Genomic DNA, 24,288 nt, shown 5'->3' with positions numbered 1-24,288 from the left:
AATCATGCCCGTATTACCGGGCGATTCAGTGAGATATTGAAATCCGATCCTTATATTATGGGTCGGATTTTTTGTTTATAAGCCGCGAGTAATAATATCTAACTTCATAATACTTTTGGCAAAAATTTAATTTTCATGTTGTTATAGATAATTGATGAACAATATGAGGATTACAGATGAACATCATCGCTATCATGGGGCCGATGGGGGTTTACTATAAAGATGAACCCATTCGTGAGCTAAATGATGCCCTGCTGACCAGAGGTTTTCAGTTGGTCTATCCTCAGGATCGCGGCGATCTGCTCAAGTTGATCGAACATAATGCGCGGATTATTGGTGTGATTTTCGATTGGGATCAGTACAGTGCTGATCTTTGTGCTGAAATCAATGAGCTAAATGAATATCTCCCGATTTATTCATTTATCAATACCACTTCCTCACTGGATGTCAGCCTGCATGAAATGCGCATGGCGCTTTATTTCTTTGAATATGCATTGAGTGCGGCAGAAGATATTGCACAGCATATTGAACAATATACCGCTGAATATTTGGATAGCATTACGCCGCCTTTAACCAAGGCATTATTTAATTATGTCAAAGAAGGGAAATACACATTCTGTACCCCTGGTCATATGGCGGGGACTGCATTTCAAAAAAGCCCGGTGGGCAGTTTATTCTATGACTTCTTTGGTGCTAATACCCTCAAGGCTGATGTTTCGATTTCAGTCACTGAACTCGGTTCATTATTAGATCACAGTGGGCCGCATCTGGACGCTGAAGAATATATCGCTCGGACATTTAATGCGGAACAGAGCTATATGGTGACTAACGGGACATCAACGGCAAATAAAATCGTCGGGATGTACTCCGCACCTTCCGGTAGCACCGTGCTGATTGACCGTAATTGCCATAAGTCGCTGACTCATCTATTGATGATGACTAATATTATTCCTATTTATTTGTGCCCAGCCCGTAATGCTTACGGTATTTTAGGCGGCATTCCCCAGCGTGAATTTACCCACGAAAGTATCAGCGAGAAAGTGGCTCAGACCCCCAATGCGCACTGGCCGGTACATGCGGTGATAACCAATTCGACCTATGACGGGTTACTCTATAATACTGATTATATTAAGCAGACGTTGGATGTTCCCTCCATTCACTTTGATTCTGCTTGGGTGCCCTACACGAACTTTCATGAAATCTATGAGGGGAAAAGTGGTATGAGTGGTGAGCGGATGACAGGAAAAGTATTCTATGAAACGCAATCGACGCATAAATTACTGGCCGCATTCTCTCAGGCATCAATGATTCATATTAAAGGTGACTACAATGAAGGCACTTTTAATGAAGCTTATATGATGCACACCACCACTTCACCGAATTACGCTATTGTTGCGTCGATGGAAACGGCCGCAGCCATGATGCGTGGTCAACCGGGCAGGCGGATGATTATGCGCTCAATTGAGCGGGCAATGCATTTTCGCAACGAGGTGCGGCGTTTACGCTCGGAAAGTGATAATTGGTTCTTTGATGTCTGGCAGCCGGATAATATTGATGAAATAGCTTGCTGGCCGCTACAGCCAGGGCAAGAGTGGCATGGTTTCAGTGATGCGGATGCTGATCATATGTATCTGGACCCGATCAAAGTGACCATCCTGACACCGGGTATGAGCCGCCAGGGGGAGCTTGAAGAAGAAGGCATTCCCGCAGCATTGGTGGCTAAATTTTTGGATGAACGCGGTGTGGTGGTGGAAAAGACCGGCCCGTATAATTTGCTGTTTTTATTCAGTATTGGTATTGATAAAACCAAGGCAATGAGCTTATTACGCGGCCTGATGGAGTTCAAGCGTGCTTATGATCTTAATTTGCGGGTTAAAAACATGCTGCCAGACCTGTTTGCAGAAGATCCTGATTTCTATCGTCATATGCGTATTCAGGACTTGGCCGCCAGTATCCATAAATTGATCCGTCAACATGATTTACCGCGTTTAATGCGCCAGTCTTTTGACGTGCTGCCAGAGATGAAACTGACGCCATACGATATGTTCCAACAACAGATCCGCGGTAACATAGTAGCCTGTGAAATGAGTGACTTGATAGGTAAAGTGGTTGCTAACATGATCCTGCCTTATCCACCGGGCGTTCCGCTGGTGATGCCGGGGGAAATGATCAGCAAAGAGAGCCGTGCGGTATTGGATTTCCTGCTGATGCTGTGTGCCATCGGCGCGCATTACCCTGGATTTGAAACGGATATTCATGGTGCCAAACGCGACGATGATGGCCGTTATTGGGTCAATGTGCTGAAGACTAATGATTAAATTGGAGTAATACATGCTAGCAATACGTCAGATTCATCATATTGCGATCATTGGCTCAGATTATCAGGTCAGCAAAAGATTTTACTGCGAGGTGCTGGGGTTCACGCTGATGAGTGAGGTTTACCGCGAAGCGCGAGACTCGTGGAAAGCAGATTTAGCTTTAAACGGGCAATATACGGTTGAGCTATTTTCCTTCCCTTCCCCAGCAGGACGGCCTAGCCGCCCTGAGGCTTGTGGCCTGCGCCATCTGGCTTTCCAGGTTGATGATATCGAGCTGGCAGTCAACAAACTGGCGGCTGACGGTGTGATTTGCGAAGCGGTTCGCATTGATCCCTATACCCAATCACGTTTTACTTTCTTTACTGACCCAGATGGTTTACCTCTGGAGCTATACGAAATGACGTTGGAATGACATGAACTCAGCCGCCCTTATGCCTAATGTGTTACTTAACCCGCTATTCGCGCAATTGGGCGATCATCGCCATGTATTGGTGGGATTCAGCGGTGGGTTGGATTCGAGTGTATTGCTACATTTGTTGGTTTGTTTACGTGAGCAGCTGATTCCGGAGCTAAAAGTACGCGCGATTCATATTCATCATGGATTAAACCCATTGGCAGACAGTTGGGTAAAACATTGCCAGCGGCAGTGTGAACAATGGCAAGTTCCGCTTGAGGTGGTGCGGGTGAAAATTGACTCGCGCCAAAATGGCGTAGAGGCGGCCGCCAGAACCGCGCGTTATCAGGCATTCTCCTCTCATATGGCAGCAGACGAGGTGTTACTCACCGCTCAACATTTAGATGACCAATGTGAAACCTTCCTGCTGGCTCTCAAACGGGGCAGCGGCCCGGCGGGGCTATCTGGCATGGCGGCCAGCTTGCCATTTGCTCACAGCCAATTGTTGCGGCCATTGCTGGCTTTTTCCCGCGAGATGTTAGAAAACTACGCCTGTGCGCAACAGTTATCGTGGATTGAGGATGACAGCAATCAAGACGATCGTTTTGATCGCAACTTTCTGCGTTTAAGAGTCTTACCTTTGCTTTATCAGCGCTGGCCTCATTTTGCTCAATCCACAGCGCGCAGTGCGGGGCTATGTGCCGAGCAGGAACAACTGTTGGATGAGTTACTGGCCGATAATCTGCAACAACTGCAACGTCCTGATGGCTCACTCTCTATTGAGGGGTTATTGTTGGCATCAGAGGTGAAACGGGCTGCCTTATTACGCCGTTGGCTGGCGGGGCTGGGGGCGTCAATGCCGTCACAGAATCAGTTGCAACGTTTATGGTTGGAAGTCGCAATGGCACGGCAAGATGCCGAGCCGCAACTGATGCTTGGGGCGTATCAGGTTCGTCGCTTTCGGCAATATTTATTTCTATTATCTCCTTTGACGGAGATAAAAACCCCGCATCTGCCTTGGGAGGTAGTTAAGGCCACCGATGTATTGCCGCAGCCGTTAGTTTTACCGGCTAATCTGGGAGTACTGAGCTTTGTTGCTGATGGCGGGCAAACCGTCAGGGCGGCGGCGGTCGGTGAGGTTATCAGCATCCGTTTCGGTTTACAGGGTGAGATCAATATTGTCGGGCGGCACCATTCACGTCAAAGCAAAAAGATATGGCAAGAGTTGGGGGTACCGCCGTGGCAACGGGAACGTATTCCGCTGCTCTATTTTGGCGAACAATTGATTGCTGCTGCTGGGGTATTTGTGGCTCAGGCAGGCCAGGCTAAAGAAGGTGAACCGTGTTGGCATCTTAATTGGGCCAAATCGGAATAATAAAATAACAATAAATAAAACGGTCTATTTTGAGGAGCAATAATGAAACTTGTCGTGAGTCTAGTGGCATTAAGTTTGTGTAGCTTTTCGGTATTGGCAAAAAATGACATTGAGGCCGGGCGGGTTAAATCCGCCAGTTGTGTGGCTTGTCATGGTGCTGAAGGCAAGGTTTCGGTACCGATGTATCCTAATCTGGCTGGGCAAAATGCTATGTATCTGGAACAGGCATTGGCAGCGTATAAGAAAGGGGGGCGCACTGGTGGGCAGGCTGAAGTGATGCGGGCATATGTTTCTAATTTGTCTGATGAGGATTTTTCAGATTTGGCAGCTTACTATGCGAGTTTAAAACCTTAAACACGACGGCTGCGAGAAGTCAGACGAGTCAATGCAGAACGGGCCACTTTTCAGCGGCCCGTCGTCAATATCATGGAATAGAAACTATGATGCACTCACCACGACAGTCCCAATCTCGGGGTGACTGAAGCTGGCGATATGGTCCAGACGCAACTCGCGTACTGCCCCTTCTTGTTCGACAATCAGGTACTCGACCTTTTTTCTTAGCAGCAGATCACTGGCCTTCCCTTCTACTATCTCACCGCCTCTCAACTTCAACGTCAGTATCAGGTGATGTTGGCAGGCGAGCTCTAGATTATCGTAGTCATCACAATTGATGGGTTGATACTCTTCACTCATCGACATAATCGCTCACCAATAAGTTAGCGGCGGCAAAGGCCGCCTGTTCCCTAACGGAGGACGGGAGTGCGTCGTTAGCCGCAACTTCGTCCAATGTTTTCAATACACAACCCAGTGCATCTGACACGTAGCCCTGGTCACCACTCGCAATTTGTGCATAAAAACGGCGTACTAATTCACAGTATTGCTGCACAGTAATCCTCCTGGAAAAGTTTAACCCAGTAGATTCTCAGCGGAAGCGGCACACTGTCAACCTACGAAGATAAACTCTGAACTTATAAGGACTATAGCACAGGAGTGATAGAGATATTAGAGACAGAACAAAGCTTTCTTTTTAGTATTGATGTCACGAATAATCCTCTTTATACCGCGCTGGCTGTTGACTGACGTAATCAAGTACACTGTCCACCAGATAATTAAGAGGTCACACATGGCACTAAAAGCAACCATCCATAAAGCTGCGGTTAATATTGCAGATATGGATCGTAATTTTTTTCAGGATATTAACCTGACTATTGCACAACACCCGTCTGAAACTGACCAACGTATGATGCTGCGTTTACTGGCATGGATTTGCCATGCTGACGAGCGTTTACAGTTTACTAAAGGTTTGAGCGCTGACGATGAGCCGGAAATTTGGCGGCATAATGACCATAATGGCATTGAATTGTGGGTTGAATTGGGGCTGCCGGAAGAGAAGCGTCTGCGCAAAGCCTGTAATCAGTCACAGCAGGTCGTGTTATATGCTTACAGCGAACGTGCCGCTAAAGTGTGGTGGCCACAAGTTCAGGGTAAATTATCCGGGCACCGTAACCTGCGGGTGCGTTTCCTTGATGATGACCAGATGGCTAAGTTGGCAGCACTTTCTCACCGTAATATGTCACTACAGGCGACGCTGCAAGAGGGGACTATCTGGTTATCAGATGCCCAGAATAATCTGGAAATTAGTTTTGCCGAATGGCAAAATAATGGGCAATAAGTGTGCTGATTATATCGAATAGTGTCAGTCTACCCGACAGCGAGATTGAGCTGACCGCGATCCGGGCGCAGGGGGCGGGAGGCCAGCACGTCAATAAAACCTCAACAGCTATTCATCTGCGCTTTGACATTAAGGCCTCAAGCCTGCCAGAGTACTATAAAGAGAGGTTGTTGTTATTAAATAGCCATTTGGTAACTGCCGATGGTGTCGTTATCATTAAAGCGCAAGAATATCGCAGTCAGGATATGAATCGCGAGGCAGCTTTAGCGCGGCTGGTGGCATTAATCCGTCAGGCAATGGTAGTGGAAAAGGCTCGTCGGGCGACCAAACCAACCAAAGGCTCAAAAATAAGGCGAGTCGAGAGTAAAGTTCGTAAAGGCGCGACCAAAGCGTTGCGTGGAAAAATTCATCAGGAATGATGCCGATAGCTGTCTTGAGCCTCATTGTATTGCGGCTCAGGCGTCTTCGTTCCTTATATGTCGCACACAGTATGGGAGAATAACTGTGAGAAAATTAACGATAACGCTGTTTTTGGCAGTAGGTACGCTGTCATTACTTGGGTGTAATAATCGCTATCAGCCGGTTGAACAGGCTTTACAACCTATGCAGCAAAGTTATCAAGGGGTGTTGCCCTGTGCCGATTGCAGTGGTTTAGAGACTTCACTGTTCCTTGATAGTGATGGAACATTTGTCTTGAAAGAAATTTATCGGGGCGTTGTGCATTCAGCTGACAACCAAGAAGGCGATAAAGCCTTTGCCGAATATGGTCAGTGGACGCGTACGGCGGATAAATTAGTGTTAACCAACGGCCAGGGCGAGAAACGTTATTTCCTGCCGGTCGGTAAAAATTTGGTGATGCTTGATCAACAAGGGCTGCCGATTAAATCTACCCTCAATTACCAGCTTACGCCGAGTAATCAGCCATTACCCAAAACACCGATGCCGTTAAGTGGTATGTATAAGTATTTTGCTGATGCAGCAGTATTTACCGATTGTGCAACCGGTAAAACTTTCCCGGTTGAAAACAATATCGCCTTGGAAAGGGGGTATTTAAACGCGCGTAAAAATGTCGGTGAGCCGGTATTCCTGACGCTCAATGGTCATTTTGATATTCGGCCATCAATGGAAGAAGGGCAGTCCGATAAGACGCTGATTCCGGCAGGTGATATTCAGTTTAATGCGAACAAGAGCTGCGACAGTAAATAACGGCGATTGTGACGGCAATAAAAAACCGCTGGTAGCTATTCACTCGCCAGCGGTTTTGTGGTGATTCAATTAACTGCTAATTAGCGTTTGATTTGGCTCAGTAGGAACTCAATAATCTCACTGGTTTTAATCATCTGCTTCTCACCGATGCGACGGTTTTTGTATTCCACTTCTTCGCTATCAAGATTGCGGTCACCAATGACGATATTGTGTGGCACGCCAATCAGCTCCATGTCGGCAAACATCACCCCTGGGCGCTCTTTACGATCGTCAAGAATCACATCAATACCGTGTGAGCGCAGGGTGGCATACAACTCTTCCGCCAGCTCTTTGACACGGAAAGATTTGTGCATATTCATCGGCAGAATGGCAACCTGGAATGGTGCAATCGCATCCGGCCAAATAATACCGCGCTCATCATAATTCTGTTCAATGGCCGCAGCGACCACGCGGGAAACCCCGATACCGTAGCAGCCCATCGTCATGACCTGATTACGGCCATCTTCGCCCTGAACTGTGGCTTTCATCGCTTCCGAGTATTTAGTACCTAACTGGAAGATATGACCCACTTCGATACCGCGTTTGATTTGCAGCGTGCCTTTACCATCTGGGCTGATATCGCCTTCCACGACATTACGCAGGTCAGCCACTTGGGGTAACGGCAAATCACGCTCCCAGTTGATGCCAAAGTAATGTTTATCATCAATATTTGCGCCAGCACCGAAATCGCTCATCACCACAACACTGCGATCAGCTACGACAGGCAACTGTAAATTAACTGGGCCTAATGAGCCTGGCCCTGCGCCAATTACTGCGCGGATCTCTTCTTCCGTGGCGAAAGTCAGTGGCTTAGCAACTTGTGGCAGTTTCTCTGCTTTGATTTCATTCAGTTCGTGATCACCGCGCACCAGCAATGCAACCAACTTATGGCCACTCTCTTCGTGAGCATGAACCAATAAGGTTTTCACAGTTTTCTCAATCGGCAGTTTGAACTGCTCAACCAATTCAGCGATGGTTTTTGCATTTGGCGTATCAATAATACGCAGTTCTTCTGTCGCACCGGTGCGTGGTTCAGACGGTGCGAGTGCTTCAGCAAACTCGATGTTAGCGGCATAGTCTGACTCGGTTGAGAACACGATATCGTCTTCACCGCTTTCAGCCAGCACCTGGAATTCGTGGGATGCACTGCCACCAATTGAGCCTGTATCTGCCAGCACCGCACGGAAATTCAGATCCATACGCGCAAAAATTTTACTGTAAGCGGTATACATCGCATCGTAAGTTTCCTGCAACGATTCCTGAGTAGTGTGGAAAGAGTAAGCATCTTTCATTAGGAACTCACGGGCACGCATCACGCCAAAGCGTGGACGAACTTCATCACGGAATTTGGTCTGGATTTGGAAGAAATTCAGCGGTAACTGTTTGTAAGAGTTGATCTCACCGCGAATCAGGTCAGTAATGACTTCTTCATGAGTTGGGCCAAGTACAAAAGGGCGCTCGCCACGATCGACAAAACGCAACAGCTCAGGGCCATACTGCTCCCAGCGGCCACTCTCTTGCCACAAATCAGCCGGTTGTACCACCGGCATCGAAACTTCGATTGCACCGGCGTTATTCATCTCTTCGCGCACGATGTTTTCGACTTTTTTCAACACCCGAACTCCGGTCGGCAACCAGGTATAAAGACCTGAAGCCAGTTTGCGGATCATCCCGGCACGAAGCATCAGTTGGTGGCTGATCACTTCAGCATCGGCAGGTGTCTCCTTCTGAGTGGAGAGCAGATATTGGCTAGTACGCATGATGTTTTGGTTCCATTAGCGCTGCAACAAATAGAGGCAGCCAAAAAAGTAAAAAGTGGTTTAGTTTACCAGTGAGTACCGGTTGTCAAAAGAGAGCAGGGTAAAATTTAGTGTGGGTCGAGTGATAACACTTCTGTTTGGCTTCCCATCACTCGCCAGCACACGTTAAATTCCAGCAGTAGAACAGCATACTCTCGGCTTTCGTGGTCACCTTTGCGGTAGGCAGGACGTGGATCTTGCGCCAGAACCTGGCTGATAAAACGCCGTAATTGTGGATAACGCTGCTGCTGGTCTGCTAACTGTTGTTCTGCACGACTCGAAAAACAGACCTGCATGTCGGCATCCGGTACTGATTGAGCAAAACCCGCTCGTGCCTGAGGCCGGCTCTCAGCGAAGGGCAAGTAGGGTTTGATATCAATCACCGGTGTGCCATCCACCAGATCCAAACTGCCCAACTCTAGAATCACCTCTGCGCCCTGGCAACGTATCCCTTTCAGCTCAATCAACGACATGCCGATAGGATTTGGCCGGAAAGTGGAGCGAGTGGCAAAAACGCCCATCCGGGTATTGCCACCTAAGCGGGGTGGCCGCACCGTCGGACGCCAGCCCCCCTCCATCGTCTGATGGAAAATAAATATCACCCATACATGACTGAAGTCAGATAAACCGCGTACGGCTTCGGGCTGGTTATAGGGCGGGATGAACTGCAATTCACCGCCGCCATCTTCAATCAGACCGGGTTGGCGTGGTACCGCAAACTTCTCTTTATAAGGTGAGCGGATAACCCCAATCTGATTAAAGGAGAAAACACTCATTTTGATGAAACGTTCAATGCAGAGCCTTGGCACACGGCTTGTTGATAGCAGCCGGGAACACCACTTTGGATTTCACATTGATGCAGCAAGACCGCATTGGCCTTCATATAAGAGGCGCGAATCTGCATTCGCTTGCGGGCCGTTGAAATGCTCGGTGGAGAATCCTGCATGGTTGTCTGGCAGGACTCACCTGACACCTCACCTAAATCGCGGAAAGGCTTGCCAACTAACTCTTCAGCGCTTTTATAAAGCTTTACCGGTGCCGGACGTGGCGCTGGCGTAGGGCTGGTTTTGACAACCGCAGTCGGTTGTTTAACAGGGCTATCTGTGGTGGATGGCTTTGATTGAAGCATGGAACATCCAGTTAGCGAAAGGGCTAACAGACACAGAGGTAACGCACGCATAGAAATTCCTCAGCCTTTTTATTTAAGAGGCGCTATTGAAGCAATCTATTATGCAAATAACAAGACGGGCTTTAGCCCGTCTTGCAATATATTTAGCAAACATTGAATTTAGCTAACGCTGTGTTCAGCAAAATAGTTGATAAACCATTACCAACCTTTAACTGCACCACCGTTGAAGGCTTTGTTTGCTGCATCGTAAACTTCATCAGATTGATAAGCCTGAACGAATTTCTTCACATTTTCTGCATCTTTATTATCTTCACGGGCCACGATCAGATTAACGTAAGGTGAATCTTTATCTTCAACAAACAGGCCATCTTTAGCCGGTGTCAGGCCGATTTGGCTAGCGTAAGTGGTGTTGATAATCGCCAGCGCGATTTGTTGGTCATCCAAAGAGCGTGGTAACTGAGGTGCTTCCAGCTCAACCAGTTTCAGATTTTTAGGATTCTCAACTACATCCAGTACGGTTGGCAGCAGGCCAACACCGTCTTTCAGTTTAATCAAACCTACTTTTTGCAGCAGTAACAGAGAACGCCCCAGGTTCGTCGGGTCATTTGGCAGTGCTACCTGAGAACCTGGCTGTAGCTCTTCCAATGATTTGATTTTTTTAGAGTAACCCGCAATTGGGTAAACGAATGAGTTACCAACAGAAACCAGTTTGTAGCCGCGATCTTTAATTTGCTGATCCAGATAAGGTTTATGTTGGAAAGCATTCAGATCAATATCACCTTTACTCAGTGCTTCGTTCGGTAACACATAGTCATTGAACGTGACCAGCTCAACATCAAGACCGTATTTGTCTTTTGCCACTTTCTGAGCGACTTCAGCAACTTGCTGTTCAGCGCCGACAATTACGCCGACTTTAATGTGGTTTGGATCTTTTTCCGCAGGGCCGCAACCCACCAGAGCCAAGGTACCAATCAGTGCGCTGACAGCCGCGATAGACTTGAATTTTAAAGACATATCTCTTCCTCTATAAACATTCGTTAAGATGCGCCGCTGTGTGAGGCAGTCGCTATACCCTTCGTACTTGGGGCAGCAGGCTTATTAGCTACGTTTACTCACCTGAATCATTTACTTGCGTAAGCTCATCAGGATTCATTCGCTTACTGCCGGCCTGCTACCTCAATTTCTTTGGGTAATCTATATGTTAATACTATTTGTGGGTAACGGCTTTTACGATCCGATCGCCACTCAGCTGAATCAGGTAAACCAGGACGACTAATAATACTAATACTGTATTCATTACTGTGGCGTTATAGCCGATGTAACCATACTGATAACCGATCTGGCCGAGGCCGCCGGCACCTACTGCCCCCCCCATAGCGGAATAGCCTACCAGGGTAATTAGTGTAATAGTAGCGGCATTGACCAAACCCGGTAGGGCTTCTGGCAATAATACCTTTTTGATGATTTGCATCGGTGTTGCGCCCATCGCACGCGCGGCTTCAACCAGACCCGAGGGGATTTCCAGTAGCGCATTTTCTACCATGCGAGCAATAAAAGGTGCTGCGCCGACAGTCAACGGCACAATCGCCGCTTGTAAACCAATCGAAGTCCCGACAATCATCCGAGTAAATGGAATCATCCATACCAATAAGATAATAAAAGGTATGGAGCGGAAGATATTCACCACTCCGGACAGCGTGCGATAAATATTTTTGTTGGCAATAATTTGCCCCGGACGCGTGATATACAGCAAAACGCCAACCGGCAAGCCTAAAACAAAACCAAAGAAACCAGAGACAAACGTCATCATTAGAGTTTCCCAGACGCCGCGGCCCATTAACCACATCATTGCCTCAGACATAACCCAGAACCTCTACTTTTACATGATGATCTTGCAAGAACTTGATGGCAGCGAGGCCATCCTGATTATCGCCATGCAATTCTGCCAGCATGACACCAAATTTGACGCCGCCGGCATAATCCATTTGCGAGCTAAGGATACCAATATCGATATTGAATCGGCGCACCGCTTGCGAAATTAACGGTGCATCAACTGACTGGCCGGTGAACTCTAATTTCAGTAGTGGAACGCGATCCGCTGTTGGCTCCTGCGTCATACGTTTGGCGTAATCTTCTGGAATATCCAAATGCAGGGTGGATTGAATAAATTGCTGCGCCAGAGGCGTTTTCGGATGAGAGAACACTTCGCTGACGCTATCTTTTTCAATCAATTTGCCTTCACTTATTACTGCAACTTGATCACAAATGCGTTTCACCACATCCATTTCATGGGTGATAAGCAAAATAGTCAGCCCCAAACGACGATTAATGTCTTTAAGCAGTTCCAGAATCGAACGCGTGGTGGCAGGGTCTAACGCGCTGGTGGCTTCATCACACAGCAGAACTTTAGGATTGCTGGCTAAAGCACGGGCAATTGCCACGCGTTGTTTCTGGCCACCAGACAGATTCGCTGGATAAGCATCTTGCTTGTCGGCCAGACCAACCAAATCCAATAGCTCAGTCACTCTCTTCTTTATATCTGCACGAGACATATTGTCCAGTTCAAGTGGCAGCGCGATATTGCCATACACTGTGCGGGAGGAGAGCAAATTGAAATGCTGGAAAATCATGCCAATCTGACGACGAGCACGCGTCAGTTCGCGTTCAGATAAGGTTGTCAGATCTTGCCCGTCCACCAGAACCTGACCGCTGGTAGGGCGTTCTAACATATTGGCGCACCGAATCAATGTGCTTTTACCGGCACCAGAGGCACCGATGACGCCATAAATTTGCCCGGCAGGGACGTGCAAACTCACGTCGGAAAGCGCGGTTATGGTGCGTGTTCCTTGCTGGAACAGTTTGCTGATGTGAGAAAGTTTAATCATATTATTCTTATTTTATCGTTATTTCCGTGGCTAGATAAAAAGTAAACTTCAGCAGAACCAAAGTATAGATCGGATGTTAAGGCGTCTAGACGGCCAAGTCAACCGGCAGCACTGATTCTCTTCCATTCTCAATCGGTAATAAAACATGCGATACTAATGGGGTTTACAGCCCTCAGGAGCAAATAAGTGACTCAGCCCGTTCCCGCAATATTTTTAGATCGTGATGGTACAATTAATGTCGACCACGGTTATGTCCACGAAATCGATAATTTTCAATTTATAGACGGCGTTATAGATGCGTGTCGTGAATTGAAAGAAATGGGTTTTGCACTAGTACTGGTGACCAACCAATCGGGTATTGCCCGTGGCATGTTTACTGAAGATCAGTTTTTAAGTCTAACCGAATGGATGGACTGGTCGCTGGCTGATCGCGGTGTTGATTTGGATGGCGTCTACTTCTGTCCTCACCATCCAGACGCGAGTGTAGCGGAGTTCCGTGAAACATGTGAATGCCGCAAGCCATTACCGGGCATGTTACTGCAAGCACAAAGTGAATTGAACATCGATCTGGCTTCTTCTTATATGGTTGGTGACAAAATTGAAGATATGCAGGCCGCATTAGCGGCAAATATCGGTACTAAAGTGTTAGTTCGTACCGGCAAGCCTGTTACGGCAGAAGGTGAGGCAATCGCTGATTGGGTGCTAAACAGCTTGGCAGAGCTACCAAAAGCGATAAAAACGCGTTAGAAGTAATCTTTATGTTCAAACATCAAGCAGTCAGAAAAAACTTTAAGATAAACCCTTGCCATTCTGACGCAGCTCCCTATAATGCGCATCCATCGACACGGCGCTGTGAGCAACTTCACTGAGTAGCCGAGAAGAACAGAGGAAATTAAGTGATTGACTCTGTAGCGGGAAAGCGTATTATCTGCCTCCCGCGTTACCGTAAGATTCGCCGCAAGGCAAACGGGTAACGAACGCTCTTTAACAATTTATCAGACAATCTGTGTGGGCACTCGCAAGACGATATCGACGCCTGTTTCGGCAGGCAGAAGAAATATCAAAGTCTTGAAGAGTGACCAAAGCAGTACACATTTGAACTTCGGTTCGAATGCATATTTGCAGAAAGTAATCTTTGAGCATCGCTATGTTAACTCATAGCAAATCAAACAAATCTTAAATTGAAGAGTTTGATCATGGCTCAGATTGAACGCTGGCGGCAGGCCTAACACATGCAAGTCGAGCGGCAGCGGGAAGTAGTTTACTACTTTGCCGGCGAGCGGCGGACGGGTGAGTAATGTCTGGGAAACTGCCTGATGGAGGGGGATAACTACTGGAAACGGTAGCTAATACCGCATAACGTCTTCGGACCAAAGTGGGGGACCTTCGGGCCTCACGCCATCGGATGTGCCCAGATGGGATTAGCTAGTAGGTGGGGTAATGGCTCACCTAGGCGACGATCCCTAGCTGGTCTGAGAGGATGACCAGCCACACTGGAACTGAGACACGGTCCAGACTCCTACGGGAGGCAGCAGTGGGGAATATTGCACAATGGGCGCAAGCCTGATGCAGCCATGCCGCGTGTGTGAAGAAGGCCTTCGGGTTGTAAAGCACTTTCAGCGAGGAGGAAGGCAGTCGTGTTAATAGCACGGTTGATTGACGTTACTCGCAGAAGAAGCACCGGCTAAACTCCGTGCCAGCAGCCGCGGTAATACGGAGGGTGCAAGCGTTAATCGGAATTACTGGGCGTAAAGCGCACGCAGGCGGTTTGTTAAGTCAGATGTGAAATCCCCGCGCTTAACGTGGGAACTGCATTTGAAACTGGCAAGCTAGAGTCTTGTAGAGGGGGGTAGAATTCCAGGTGTAGCGGTGAAATGCGTAGAGATCTGGAGGAATACCGGTGGCGAAGGCGGCCCCTGGACAAAGACTGACGCTCAGGTGCGAAAGCGTGGGGAGCAAACAGGATTAGATACCCTGGTAGTCCACGCTGTAAACGATGTCGACTTGGAGGTTGTGCCCTTGAGGCGTGGCTTCCGGAGCTAACGCGTTAAGTCGACCGCCTGGGGAGTACGGCCGCAAGGTTAAAACTCAAATGAATTGACGGGGGCCCGCACAAGCGGTGGAGCATGTGGTTTAATTCGATGCAACGCGAAGAACCTTACCTACTCTTGACATCCACAGAACTTAGCAGAGATGCTTAGGTGCCTTCGGGAACTGTGAGACAGGTGCTGCATGGCTGTCGTCAGCTCGTGTTGTGAAATGTTGGGTTAAGTCCCGCAACGAGCGCAACCCTTATCCTTTGTTGCCAGCACGTAATGGTGGGAACTCAAGGGAGACTGCCGGTGACAAACCGGAGGAAGGTGGGGATGACGTCAAGTCATCATGGCCCTTACGAGTAGGGCTACACACGTGCTACAATGGCAGATACAAAGTGAAGCGAACTCGCGAGAGCAAGCGGACCACATAAAGTCTGTCGTAGTCCGGATTGGAGTCTGCAACTCGACTCCATGAAGTCGGAATCGCTAGTAATCGTAGATCAGAATGCTACGGTGAATACGTTCCCGGGCCTTGTACACACCGCCCGTCACACCATGGGAGTGGGTTGCAAAAGAAGTAGGTAGCTTAACCTTCGGGAGGGCGCTTACCACTTTGTGATTCATGACTGGGGTGAAGTCGTAACAAGGTAACCGTAGGGGAACCTGCGGTTGGATCACCTCCTTACCTAAACGATACGCATTGCGCAGTGTCCACACAGATTGTCTGATAGAAAGTAACGAGCAAATAAGGCCGGGCTGAGAGATTAGTCGGGCTTTAGTACCTTGTTGGGTCTGTAGCTCAGGTGGTTAGAGCGCACCCCTGATAAGGGTGAGGTCGGTGGTTCAAGTCCACTCAGACCCACCAACTCATCCTCATACTGCGTTACAGACACACGCGGTTATACCCATAAACGTCGCGTGACTGCGTCTTGTCTGAGAATGAGTTATGCCGATAAGGTATTTTGCTTTTTATATGGGGCTATAGCTCAGCTGGGAGAGCGCCTGCCTTGCACGCAGGAGGTCAGCGGTTCGATCCCGCTTAGCTCCACCATATAAAAAAACTATTTCAAAACGTACTGCGGTCGTAGACACAGTGGGTTGTGAAATATTGCTCTTTAACAATCTGGAACAAGCTGAAAATTGAAACAATACAGCTGAAACTTATCTCTCCGTAGATGTACTGAGATAAGGATTACCCTGTATTAGAGTCTCTCAAATAATCGCAATGCCAATGGGTTAATCCTTGTTGCAGTGTGAGCGAGAAGACACTCAGCAAGGCGTACAGCGCACAGCAACCGGAGTGAACTTAACGTTCATGAGGATTGCGCGCACTGCACAACATAGCAGAGTGTGTTCACAGCCACACCAATAACGAAAAACACCTTTGGGTTGTGAGGTTAAGCGACTAAGCGTACACGGTGGATGCCTAGGCAGTCAGAGGCGATGAAGGGCGTGCTAATCTGCGAAAAGCGTCGGTAAGGTGATATGAACCGTTATAACCGACGATACCCGAATGGGGAAACCCAGTGCAATTCGTTGCACTATTGCATGGTGAATACATAGCCATGCAAGGCGAACCGGGGGAACTGAAACATCTAAGTACCCCGAGGAAAAGAAATCAACCGAGATTCCCCCAGTAGCGGCGAGCGAACGGGGAAGAGCCCAGAGTCTGAATCAGTTTGTGTGTTAGTGGAAGCGTCTGGAAAGTCGCACGGTACAGGGTGATAGTCCCGTACACCAAAACACGCATTCTGTGAACTCGATGAGTAGGGCGGGACACGTGACATCCTGTCTGAATATGGGGGGACCATCCTCCAAGGCTAAATACTCCTGACTGACCGATAGTGAACCAGTACCGTGAGGGAAAGGCGAAAAGAACCCCGGCGAGGGGAGTGAAATAGAACCTGAAACCGTGTACGTACAAGCAGTGGGAGCCTACTAGTTGGGTGACTGCGTACCTTTTGTATAATGGGTCAGCGACTTATATTTTGTAGCAAGGTTAACCGAATAGGGGAGCCGTAGGGAAACCGAGTCTTAACTGGGCGTCTAGTTGCAAGGTATAGACCCGAAACCCGGTGATCTAGCCATGGGCAGGTTGAAGGTTGGGTAACACTAACTGGAGGACCGAACCGACTAATGTTGAAAAATTAGCGGATGACTTGTGGCTGGGGGTGAAAGGCCAATCAAACCGGGAGATAGCTGGTTCTCCCCGAAAGCTATTTAGGTAGCGCCTCGTGAACTCATCTTCGGGGGTAGAGCACTGTTTCGGCTAGGGGGTCATCCCGACTTACCAAACCGATGCAAACTCCGAATACCGAAGAATGTTATCACGGGAGACACACGGCGGGTGCTAACGTCCGTCGTGAAGAGGGAAACAACCCAGACCGCCAGCTAAGGTCCCAAAGTCATGGTTAAGTGGGAAACGATGTGGGAAGGCACAGACAGCCAGGATGTTGGCTTAGAAGCAGCCATCATTTAAAGAAAGCGTAATAGCTCACTGGTCGAGTCGGCCTGCGCGGAAGATGTAACGGGGCTAAACCATGCACCGAAGCTGCGGCAGCGACACTTAGGTGTTGTTGGGTAGGGGAGCGTTCTGTAAGCCGTTGAAGGTGACCTGTGAGGGTTGCTGGAGGTATCAGAAGTGCGAATGCTGACATAAGTAACGATAATGCGGGTGAAAAACCCGCACGCCGGAAGACCAAGGGTTCCTGTCCAACGTTAATCGGGGCAGGGTGAGTCGACCCCTAAGGCGAGGCTGAAAAGCGTAGTCGATGGGAAACAGGTTAATATTCCTGTACTTGGTGTTACTGCGAAGGGGGGACGGAGAAGGCTAGGCTAGCCGGGCGACGGTTGTCCCGGTTTAAGCATGTAGGCGGAGCGACTTGGTAAATCCGGTTGCTTATCAACGCTGAGGTGTGATGACGAGTCACTACGGTGATGAAGTAGTTGATGCCAAGCTTCCAGGAAAAGCCTCTAAGCATCAGGTAACATTAAATCGTACCCCAAACCGACACAGGTGGTCAGGTAGAGAATACTCAGGCGCTTGAGAGAACTCGGGTGAAGGAACTAGGCAAAATGGTGCCGTAACTTCGGGAGAAGGCACGCTGGCGTTAGGTAATGGGACTTGCTCCCGGCGCCGAAGCCAGTCGCAGATACCAGCTGGCTGCAACTGTTTAATAAAAACACAGCACTGTGCAAACACGAAAGTGGACGTATACGGTGTGACGCCTGCCCGGTGCTGGAAGGTTAATTGATGGGGTCAGCCGCAAGGCGAAGCTCTTGATCGAAGCCCCAGTAAACGGCGGCCGTAACTATAACGGTCCTAAGGTAGCGAAATTCCTTGTCGGGTAAGTTCCGACCTGCACGAATGGCGTAATGATGGCCAGGCTGTCTCCACCCGAGACTCAGTGAAATTGAACTCGCTGTGAAGATGCAGTGTACCCGCGGCAAGACGGAAAGACCCCGTGAACCTTTACTATAGCTTGACACTGAACATTGAGCCTTGATGTGTAGGATAGGTGGGAGGCATTGAAGTGTGGACGCCAGTCTGCATGGAGCCAACCTTGAAATACCACCCTTTAATGTTTGATGTTCTAACTCGGCCCCGTGATCCGGGGTGAGGACAGTGTCTGGTGGGTAGTTTGACTGGGGCGGTCTCCTCCCAAAGAGTAACGGAGGAGCACGAAGGTTAGCTAATCACGGTCGGACATCGTGAGGTTAGTGCAAAGGCATAAGCTAGCTTGACTGCGAGAGTGACGGCTCGAGCAGGTACGAAAGTAGGTCTTAGTGATCCGGTGGTTCTGAATGGAAGGGCCATCGCTCAACGGATAAAAGGTACTCCGGGGATAACAGGCTGATACCGCCCAAGAGTTCATATCGACGGCGGTGTTTGGCACCTCGATGTCGGCTCATCACATCCTGGGGCTGAAGTAGGTCCCAAGGGTATGGCTGTTCGCCATTTAAAGTGGTACGCGAGCTGGGTTTAGAACGTCGTGAGACAGTTCGGTCCCTATCTGCCGTGGGCGTTGGAAGATTGAGAGGGGCTGCTCCTAGTACGAGAGGACCGGAGTGGACGAATCACTGGTGTTCGGGTTGTCATGCCAATGGCATTGCCCGGTAGCTAAATTCGGAAGAGATAACCGCTGAAAGCATCTAAGCGGGAAACTTGCCTCGAGATGAGTCTTCCCTGGGGCTTTAAGCCCCCTGAAGGAACGTTTAAGACTAAGACGTTGATAGGCTGGGTGTGTAAGTGCAGCGATGCATTGAGCTAACCAGTACTAATGATCCGTGAGGCTTAACCTTACAACACCAAAGGTGTTTTGGATTTGAGAGATTGATTTTCAGCGAAGTTCCGAGATTAGATTGGCTGGCTGTGCAGGGAACTGTGTAGCGGGTTAATTAAAACAGAATTTGCCTGGCGGCCATAGCACGGTGGCACCACCTGAACCCATGCCGAACTCAGAAGTGAAACGCCGTAGCGCCGATGGTAGTGTGGGGTCTCCCCATGCGAGAGTAGGACACTGCCAGGCATCAAATCAAGCCAAGACCCCATGCCAAAAGCGTGGGGTTTTTGCTGTGTGCGAAATATAAAAAACATTACAAGTGTTGGTTTTTGCTTATAGAATTATGTACTGAGAGATAAATTAAAGGTAACTCTTGGGGGCGGGCTTTATCGTTCTTATTATTCCTTTCTATCCACTCAGTGAGGTTTAAATACGCTACTAACTATATGACGTCTTAGTTTGATTTAGTGCTGAAGTCACGTTAGTTAACTGCTTGGTAAAGGCTATAGCCAGTCACCGCGCCTGCAACATCCCAGGCAAAATCTTTCCAACTCCAACCAGTACCACCTTGGCGGCTATCATATAGCTCCTTACCTGCGCCGATACCTATCGAAAATAGCAGACCGAAATTGCGGCTTCTTGCATCTGACCAATTCTGGTGTTCGCCATAGGCGGTGCCCGCAGCGGCAAAAGCTGCGGAGGCAAAGAAATGTTGGGCTTTATCTTTCCCCGTCCAACTGTCATTGGCAATATGGGTACATGCTGAACTGGTGAAAAGTAGCGGGGCAATAATTAAAAGGCGAAGATAAGGTGAGCACCACATGCAGCCTCTCCTTTGGCTTGATACAAAAACCCGCTCTATAGATCGGGTTTTTATGTTTTAGATATTAAAGAATACGGCTAATAAGCCGATCGATACGAATTCTGCGTAAGCGGCGGATAAGTTTGCGTACCTTGACCGGATATTGCTGAATATTTTCCAGTTCAAGGTAGTGTGAAACAACTTTAGTATGAGTTCGAATACATTCCAACTCTTTTGCGCGCTGCTCATGCATCTCATGCTTAGGATCGTGGATCAAAATGGCATTTTCCAGATCTAAACGCCATGCTCGTGGGTTCAGGTTATTACCGGTAATCAACTGCCAATTGTTATCTACCCACATTCCTTTCAGATGGTAGGTATTATCACCGTCTTTCCACAGGCGCACCACTAATTGCCCGCTATCGACAAAACGCTGTAAGCGACTAAGGAAACGACGTAGATTGATTTCATAGAGATAAGGCAGTGCGCCAATAATTTTAAACGGTTGATCTTCTGGAATATAAAAGTCGTTCGCAGTTTTGTCGCCGACAATAATCTCAACCTGTTTACCTTCGCGCAGCAGATAAATGATATTACGAACCAGCAGTGCTGGCAGGTTAAAATATGGCGTACAAATAATCAGCCGTTCATCCGCAGAGGCCATCAAGTGATGGATTGTTTTGTTCAACTGACTCTTTTTGCCTAAGCCGACCAATGGTGTCACCGTCAATTCATCGTTGCCAGCTTGCGCCGAAAATTGATAGCCAATATCACGCAGTGATGAGCGGAACTGCCGCGTCTCATTTTTGATCTCAGGATTGGTTGGTCGATCTACACGATCAAGGCGTTGAACCGCTCCAGCACTGAGTACTCGCTGTTTCACGTAATCGACCATAACGGCTGCCAGCGCAGGGTTGGTGATTAGCTGATAGCGATCATAACGATATTTATCATTTTGATAGAGATAGACGTCATTGATACTGGCTCCGCTATAAATCACGGTATCATCAATGATAAAACCTTTCAGATGCAAAACGCCAAGCGCTTCGCGGGTATTGACCGGAACACCATAAATAGGGACGCAAACATTTGGATGTTTGGCCGCCATCTCGCAATACCAATCTGCATTGGTATTGACCGCCGCTGCGCCAATACGGCCACGTTGAGCACGGTGCCAGTCAACTAACACGCAAATCTCTAGATCAGGGCGCAGGAGCTTGGCCTGATAGAGGGCGTTCATCACATCACGACCTGCATCATCCTGCTCAAGATAAAGTGCCACCAGATAAATACGTTGCGTTGCCAAACCGATTAAATCCAGCAGAGTAGAGCGGAAAACCTTAGGACAATAAAGTGTTTGGACATCTTCAACTGACTGGGGGAGTTTGGGCAGTTGGGCAAGGTGTTGTTGATGTTTACTACGTTTGAATTTTGACAACATCACAGTGCGCTTCTTCTCTTGTTATTTGATGGCAGAACCGCCATATCCTAAAAACACTAATCCATTGAGTCGGGCGATAATACCACTACTTTTCCGGATTGTGCGCAAGTTTTGCCTGGCTATAACCGAATCACTTCGCTACGTGGGCGATATCACGGTGATTCATGTAACGTAAATTACAGTGTTAGCTCCAGATTAACGATTCCATCCTCCATTTGTACATCAATACTAAAACCGAGTTTTCTCGCCAAACCAATCATGCCTTGGTTGTTTGGCATAGTGACCGCGGTTAGTCGGGCTAACCCGTGGCTGCGAGTGTATTGGATCATTTTCTCAAGTAATTCCCGCCCCAGGCCAAGTCCTTTTAGATCTGAACGCACCAACACAGCAAATTCAGCATCGATATTATCTGGATCAGAGAGTGCCCGTGTGACACCAATGATTTCCGGCCCTGCTGAAGTTTGGCGTACAGCAACGAAGGCCATCTCCCGATCATAGTCAATCTGCGTCATATTCGCCAAATCATCATGGCTGAATTCGTTGATTTCACTGAAATAGCGATAGTAGAGATCTTCTTTAGTGACTTGATCAATAAACAGTTTTAGCAGTGGTTCATCTTCCGGCAAGATGGGGCGGAATAAACAATGAGAGCCATCTTTAAGTACCACAGCCTGTTCCAGCTCATGCGGATAGGGGCGAATTGCCAGCCGTGCCTGCGGGTCGCCAATCATCGGGGCTAGCTGCATTGACACATCCAGTAGCGTGAACTCACTGCCAGACGCAAGCACTGGATGAATATCTAAACGGGTAATTTCAGGGCAATCAAGAATCAGGTTGGAAACTTGTACCAATAAGTGGCTAAGGCCTGGGATATCGAGAGGTTGCAGCGCCCCGCGACTGCGAATTTTACCACCTTTGACTGCTTGTAAGATCAGATAGCGGGCTAACGCCATGTTCAGCGGCGGTAGCGCGACCGCCGCTTGTGTCTCATGATGCCACTCGACGCCACCTTCACCCAGCATAATCAGTGGGCCGAAAATCGCATCTTGTTCTACTGCAATCCGCAGTTCCTGTGCTCCCGCCCGGTTGGCCATACTTTGCACCAGCAGCCCCTGAACTCGGGCTTGGGGGAAAGTATGTTTCACTCGATCGAGAATATCATCCGCTGCCCGTTGCACTTCCATTGCGGTACGCAGGTATAACATTACCCCCTGAACTTCTGATTTATGCACAATATCGGGTGAGCGCAGTTTGATTGCTACCGGGTAACCTAGCTGCTCGGCGATATGCACGGCTTCCGCGCTATCACTGGCAATCCAGGTTGGTAGCGTGCTGAGGCCATAAGCTTCGAGGATCGGTTGTACTTCATGGGTGTCGAGCTGAGTAATGCCTTCAGCCAGTGCCTGACGGATCAACTGATGCACATGGGCGGTATTCGCGGTGAGGCCCACAGGCAGCGATGGCGTTTCTTTCAACTGTTTTTGGTTGCGGCGGTATTCCACCATATGCATAAATGCAGTGATAGCCCCTTCCGGGGTGCGATAAGTTGGGATACCGGCCTCAGTGAACAAACGGCGGGCATCTTGTGATGAATATTCACCGCACCAGTTAGTGAGCAGGGTGATACGTTTGCCACGCGGATGCTGGCGAATAGCCGATATCAATAACTCAGCAGTTTTACTGCCTGGAGCTGCCGCACTGGGTGAATGTATTAGCAGCAAGGCATCATAGTCGGTACTGTCCAGTAGGGGTTTTAGCGCCGCCAGATAGCGCTCAGAGTTGGCATCATCCCGCAGGTCTAATGGGTTACGTAAGGAGACAAAAGACGGTAACGCCGCGCTCAGGGCGGATTGAGTGGTATCCGCGAGTATTGCCAGCTTACCGTTACGGCTAATCAGTTCATCGAGTGCCATCGCTGCGGGTGCCGCGCCATTGCTGACAATTAATAGTCGTTCTCCGCGCAATGGGTGCATATGGCTCAGTGTTTCGACCGCCGAAAAGAGTTCGTGAGTATCCTGCACCCGCAACAGGCCAGCTCGTTGAATTGCCGCATCATAGGCGGCATCCAGCCCTTGCTGTCCCCCCAGTAACTGCTGGGCGCGCTGGCTGCGGCCACTTTTAACCACTAAAACAGGTTTATTGCGCGACGCACTGCGTGAAGCCGATAAGAAGCGACGCGCATCGCTAATATGCTCGATATACAACATGATAGCGCTGGTTTTACCGTCTCGGGCAAGGAAGTCGAGCAAGTCATCGACATCAATATCGAGGCTATCGCCCAGTGCAATAAAATATGAGAAACCCACCTCCCGCTGCTGTGCCCAATCGAGGACGGTGTTAGCTACAGCGGCGGATTGAGAGATAAACGCCAGCCGCCCTTTCTTGATAGGTACTGGCGAGAAACTGGCATTTAGCCCTTGCCACGGAGCCAGTAAACCCAGGCTGTTTGGGCCAAGTAGACGCATGTGGTGGCGTTGCGCGCAGGCTTTTAGTTCCGGAAATTGCTCCGTTGCCGCAGACAGGATAATCACCGCCTTACAGCCACGGGTACCCAAATCTTCCAACAGTGATAGATTACGGCGGTCATGGGTGCACAAAATGGCTAAATCAGGCGTGATGGGCAGGCTGGCGATATTGGCGTAAGCCAGTACACCGCAAACTGCTTTATGAGACGGGGTGACGGGGAGAATAGGGCCGTTAAAGCCGCCATCCAGCAAATTGCGCATCATCAGGAAACCGGCGCGCTCAGGCTTTTCGGACGCGCCAATAACCGCAATAGACTTCGGGCGTAGTAGGGCTTCTAGTCCACGTTGACTCATAATTTATCCCCGTCATCTTTCAAATTGCAGGTGTGTTGGCTGCGTTCGCTTACTCGGCCCATCCATGAGCCTCGCCTCGTTGAGGCCGCT

19 protein-coding genes, 2 tRNA genes and 3 rRNA genes are annotated in these 24,288 nt (G+C 48.8%); 13 read left to right on the top strand and 11 right to left on the bottom strand.

What is annotated here, in order from left to right; genetic code table 11:
• Positions 1–176 precede the first annotated feature (176 nt).
• From AT01_RS07775 to AT01_RS07760, 4 genes are read left to right on the top strand one after another with little or no spacing between them, the layout of a single operon-like run.
• Positions 177–2,318 carry a lysine decarboxylase LdcC gene (locus AT01_RS07775; RefSeq protein WP_042546717.1) on the top strand — a complete coding sequence of 714 codons (2,142 nt, stop codon included), beginning with the start codon at positions 177–179 and terminating at the stop codon, positions 2,316–2,318.
• A 13-nt stretch (positions 2,319–2,331) separates the two neighbouring features.
• The gene (locus AT01_RS07770; protein ID WP_042546716.1) at positions 2,332–2,730 is read left to right on the top strand and encodes a VOC family protein; all 399 of its coding nucleotides are present in this window, start codon (positions 2,332–2,334) and stop codon (positions 2,728–2,730) included.
• A 19-nt stretch (positions 2,731–2,749) separates the two neighbouring features.
• A complete protein-coding gene (tilS, locus tag AT01_RS07765) occupies positions 2,750–4,087 on the top strand; it encodes a tRNA lysidine(34) synthetase TilS (protein WP_391592602.1) in 1,338 nt (445 codons plus the stop codon).
• 39 nt (positions 4,088–4,126) lie between these two features.
• Complete coding sequence (locus AT01_RS07760; protein WP_042546714.1) at positions 4,127–4,441, top strand: c-type cytochrome; 315 nt, start codon at positions 4,127–4,129, stop codon at positions 4,439–4,441.
• 84 nt (positions 4,442–4,525) lie between these two features.
• On the opposite strand, the gene rof is transcribed toward AT01_RS07760, so the two are convergent.
• Together rof and AT01_RS07750 are read right to left on the bottom strand one after the other, a co-directional pair.
• Positions 4,526–4,786 carry a Rho-binding antiterminator gene (gene rof / locus AT01_RS07755; RefSeq protein ID WP_042546713.1) on the bottom strand — a complete coding sequence of 87 codons (261 nt, stop codon included), beginning with the start codon at positions 4,784–4,786 and terminating at the stop codon, positions 4,526–4,528.
• Positions 4,773–4,973: a YaeP family protein gene (locus tag AT01_RS07750; protein ID WP_004704314.1), complete on the bottom strand. Its 201-nt coding sequence runs from the start codon at positions 4,971–4,973 to the stop codon at positions 4,773–4,775. Before AT01_RS07750 ends, rof begins: the two co-directional genes overlap by 14 nt.
• A 237-nt stretch (positions 4,974–5,210) precedes the next feature.
• Here AT01_RS07750 and AT01_RS07745 point away from each other — a divergent pair, with 237 nt between their 5' ends.
• The 3 genes from AT01_RS07745 (at position 5,211) to nlpE (ending at position 6,965) form a co-directional block, all read left to right on the top strand.
• Positions 5,211–5,759 carry a YaeQ family protein gene (locus AT01_RS07745; RefSeq protein ID WP_004704313.1) on the top strand — a complete coding sequence of 183 codons (549 nt, stop codon included), beginning with the start codon at positions 5,211–5,213 and terminating at the stop codon, positions 5,757–5,759.
• A gap of 2 nt (positions 5,760–5,761) precedes the next feature.
• On the top strand, positions 5,762–6,178 hold the full coding sequence (gene arfB, locus AT01_RS07740; protein ID WP_004704311.1) for an alternative ribosome rescue aminoacyl-tRNA hydrolase ArfB: 417 nt from the start codon (positions 5,762–5,764) through the stop codon (positions 6,176–6,178).
• A gap of 85 nt (positions 6,179–6,263) precedes the next feature.
• A complete protein-coding gene (gene nlpE / locus AT01_RS07735; RefSeq protein WP_042546712.1) occupies positions 6,264–6,965 on the top strand; it encodes an envelope stress response activation lipoprotein NlpE in 702 nt (233 codons plus the stop codon).
• An 80-nt stretch (positions 6,966–7,045) separates the two neighbouring features.
• Here the strand turns inward: nlpE and proS are convergent, their stop codons facing one another.
• From proS to metN, 6 genes are all read right to left on the bottom strand, one after another.
• Complete coding sequence (gene proS / locus AT01_RS07730) at positions 7,046–8,764, bottom strand: proline--tRNA ligase (RefSeq protein ID WP_004704307.1); 1,719 nt, start codon at positions 8,762–8,764, stop codon at positions 7,046–7,048.
• Between the two features lie 107 nt (positions 8,765–8,871).
• A complete protein-coding gene (gene tsaA, locus AT01_RS07725; protein ID WP_042546711.1) occupies positions 8,872–9,579 on the bottom strand; it encodes a tRNA (N6-threonylcarbamoyladenosine(37)-N6)-methyltransferase TrmO in 708 nt (235 codons plus the stop codon).
• Entirely contained in the window at positions 9,576–9,983 is a 408-nt protein-coding gene (gene rcsF, locus AT01_RS07720) for an Rcs stress response system protein RcsF (RefSeq protein ID WP_042546710.1), read from the bottom strand. The genes tsaA and rcsF overlap by 4 nt, the downstream gene beginning before the upstream one ends.
• Before the next feature lie 147 nt (positions 9,984–10,130).
• Positions 10,131–10,946: a MetQ/NlpA family lipoprotein gene (locus AT01_RS07715; protein ID WP_004704304.1), complete on the bottom strand. Its 816-nt coding sequence runs from the start codon at positions 10,944–10,946 to the stop codon at positions 10,131–10,133.
• A 193-nt stretch (positions 10,947–11,139) separates the two neighbouring features.
• On the bottom strand, positions 11,140–11,793 hold the full coding sequence (locus AT01_RS07710; protein WP_042546709.1) for a methionine ABC transporter permease MetI: 654 nt from the start codon (positions 11,791–11,793) through the stop codon (positions 11,140–11,142).
• Positions 11,786–12,817 (bottom strand): methionine ABC transporter ATP-binding protein MetN, encoded by a 1,032-nt coding sequence (gene metN / locus AT01_RS07705; RefSeq protein ID WP_004704300.1) that lies wholly within the window; start codon positions 12,815–12,817, stop codon positions 11,786–11,788. Before metN ends, AT01_RS07710 begins: the two co-directional genes overlap by 8 nt.
• A gap of 186 nt (positions 12,818–13,003) precedes the next feature.
• Between metN and gmhB the strand changes: the two genes are divergently transcribed.
• The 6 genes from gmhB (at position 13,004) to rrf (ending at position 19,382) form a co-directional block, all read left to right on the top strand.
• Positions 13,004–13,564, top strand: a complete 561-nt coding sequence (gene gmhB / locus AT01_RS07700) for a D-glycero-beta-D-manno-heptose 1,7-bisphosphate 7-phosphatase (protein WP_004704297.1) — start codon at positions 13,004–13,006, stop codon at positions 13,562–13,564.
• Between the two features lie 431 nt (positions 13,565–13,995).
• Positions 13,996–15,538, top strand: a 16S ribosomal RNA gene (locus tag AT01_RS07695).
• Between the two features lie 103 nt (positions 15,539–15,641).
• A tRNA-Ile gene (locus AT01_RS07690) sits at positions 15,642–15,718 on the top strand.
• 110 nt (positions 15,719–15,828) lie between these two features.
• Positions 15,829–15,904, top strand: a tRNA-Ala gene (locus AT01_RS07685).
• 344 nt (positions 15,905–16,248) lie between these two features.
• Positions 16,249–19,155: ribosomal RNA gene (locus AT01_RS07680) — 23S ribosomal RNA — on the top strand.
• A 111-nt stretch (positions 19,156–19,266) separates the two neighbouring features.
• A 5S ribosomal RNA gene (gene rrf, locus AT01_RS07675) occupies positions 19,267–19,382 on the top strand.
• Together the 16S, 23S and 5S rRNA genes with 2 tRNA genes alongside form the textbook arrangement of a ribosomal RNA operon.
• A 235-nt stretch (positions 19,383–19,617) precedes the next feature.
• On the opposite strand, the gene AT01_RS07670 is transcribed toward rrf, so the two are convergent.
• The 3 genes from AT01_RS07670 to AT01_RS07660 all read right to left on the bottom strand — a co-directional run bounded on the left by AT01_RS07670 (position 19,618) and on the right by AT01_RS07660 (position 24,198).
• Positions 19,618–19,959, bottom strand: coding sequence for a YfiM family lipoprotein (locus AT01_RS07670; RefSeq protein ID WP_042546708.1), 342 nt, complete (start codon positions 19,957–19,959; stop codon positions 19,618–19,620).
• A 64-nt stretch (positions 19,960–20,023) separates the two neighbouring features.
• Positions 20,024–21,376 carry a CDP-diacylglycerol--serine O-phosphatidyltransferase gene (gene pssA, locus AT01_RS07665; RefSeq protein ID WP_391592600.1) on the bottom strand — a complete coding sequence of 451 codons (1,353 nt, stop codon included), beginning with the start codon at positions 21,374–21,376 and terminating at the stop codon, positions 20,024–20,026.
• Positions 21,377–21,555: 179 nt separating this feature from the next.
• Positions 21,556–24,198, bottom strand: coding sequence for a bifunctional acetate--CoA ligase family protein/GNAT family N-acetyltransferase (locus AT01_RS07660; RefSeq protein ID WP_042546706.1), 2,643 nt, complete (start codon positions 24,196–24,198; stop codon positions 21,556–21,558).
• Between the last annotated feature and the right edge of the window lie 90 nt (positions 24,199–24,288).

The organism is Yersinia aldovae 670-83 (assembly GCF_000834395.1).
Taxonomy (GTDB): domain Bacteria; phylum Pseudomonadota; class Gammaproteobacteria; order Enterobacterales; family Enterobacteriaceae; genus Yersinia; species Yersinia aldovae.
The sequence above is the reverse complement of the archived record's forward strand: the minus strand, read 5'-3'. Positions and strand labels throughout refer to the sequence as shown.

What these genes read in the sequence shown, in the direction of transcription:
- AT01_RS07775 (WP_042546717.1), top strand. Translation starts at nt 177, where the DNA reads ATGAACATCATCGCTATCATGGGGCCGATGGGGGTTTACTATAAAGAT.
- AT01_RS07770 (WP_042546716.1), top strand. Translation starts at nt 2,332, where the DNA reads ATGCTAGCAATACGTCAGATTCATCATATTGCGATCATTGGCTCAGAT.
- tilS (WP_391592602.1), top strand. Translation starts at nt 2,750, where the DNA reads ATGCCTAATGTGTTACTTAACCCGCTATTCGCGCAATTGGGCGATCAT.
- rof (WP_042546713.1), bottom strand. Translation starts at nt 4,786, where the DNA reads ATGTCGATGAGTGAAGAGTATCAACCCATCAATTGTGATGACTACGAT.
- AT01_RS07745 (WP_004704313.1), top strand. Translation starts at nt 5,211, where the DNA reads ATGGCACTAAAAGCAACCATCCATAAAGCTGCGGTTAATATTGCAGAT.
- proS (WP_004704307.1), bottom strand. Translation starts at nt 8,764, where the DNA reads ATGCGTACTAGCCAATATCTGCTCTCCACTCAGAAGGAGACACCTGCC.
- tsaA (WP_042546711.1), bottom strand. Translation starts at nt 9,579, where the DNA reads ATGAGTGTTTTCTCCTTTAATCAGATTGGGGTTATCCGCTCACCTTAT.
- rcsF (WP_042546710.1), bottom strand. Translation starts at nt 9,983, where the DNA reads ATGCGTGCGTTACCTCTGTGTCTGTTAGCCCTTTCGCTAACTGGATGT.
- AT01_RS07715 (WP_004704304.1), bottom strand. Translation starts at nt 10,946, where the DNA reads ATGTCTTTAAAATTCAAGTCTATCGCGGCTGTCAGCGCACTGATTGGT.
- AT01_RS07710 (WP_042546709.1), bottom strand. Translation starts at nt 11,793, where the DNA reads ATGTCTGAGGCAATGATGTGGTTAATGGGCCGCGGCGTCTGGGAAACT.
- metN (WP_004704300.1), bottom strand. Translation starts at nt 12,817, where the DNA reads ATGATTAAACTTTCTCACATCAGCAAACTGTTCCAGCAAGGAACACGC.
- AT01_RS07670 (WP_042546708.1), bottom strand. Translation starts at nt 19,959, where the DNA reads ATGTGGTGCTCACCTTATCTTCGCCTTTTAATTATTGCCCCGCTACTT.
- AT01_RS07660 (WP_042546706.1), bottom strand. Translation starts at nt 24,198, where the DNA reads ATGAGTCAACGTGGACTAGAAGCCCTACTACGCCCGAAGTCTATTGCG.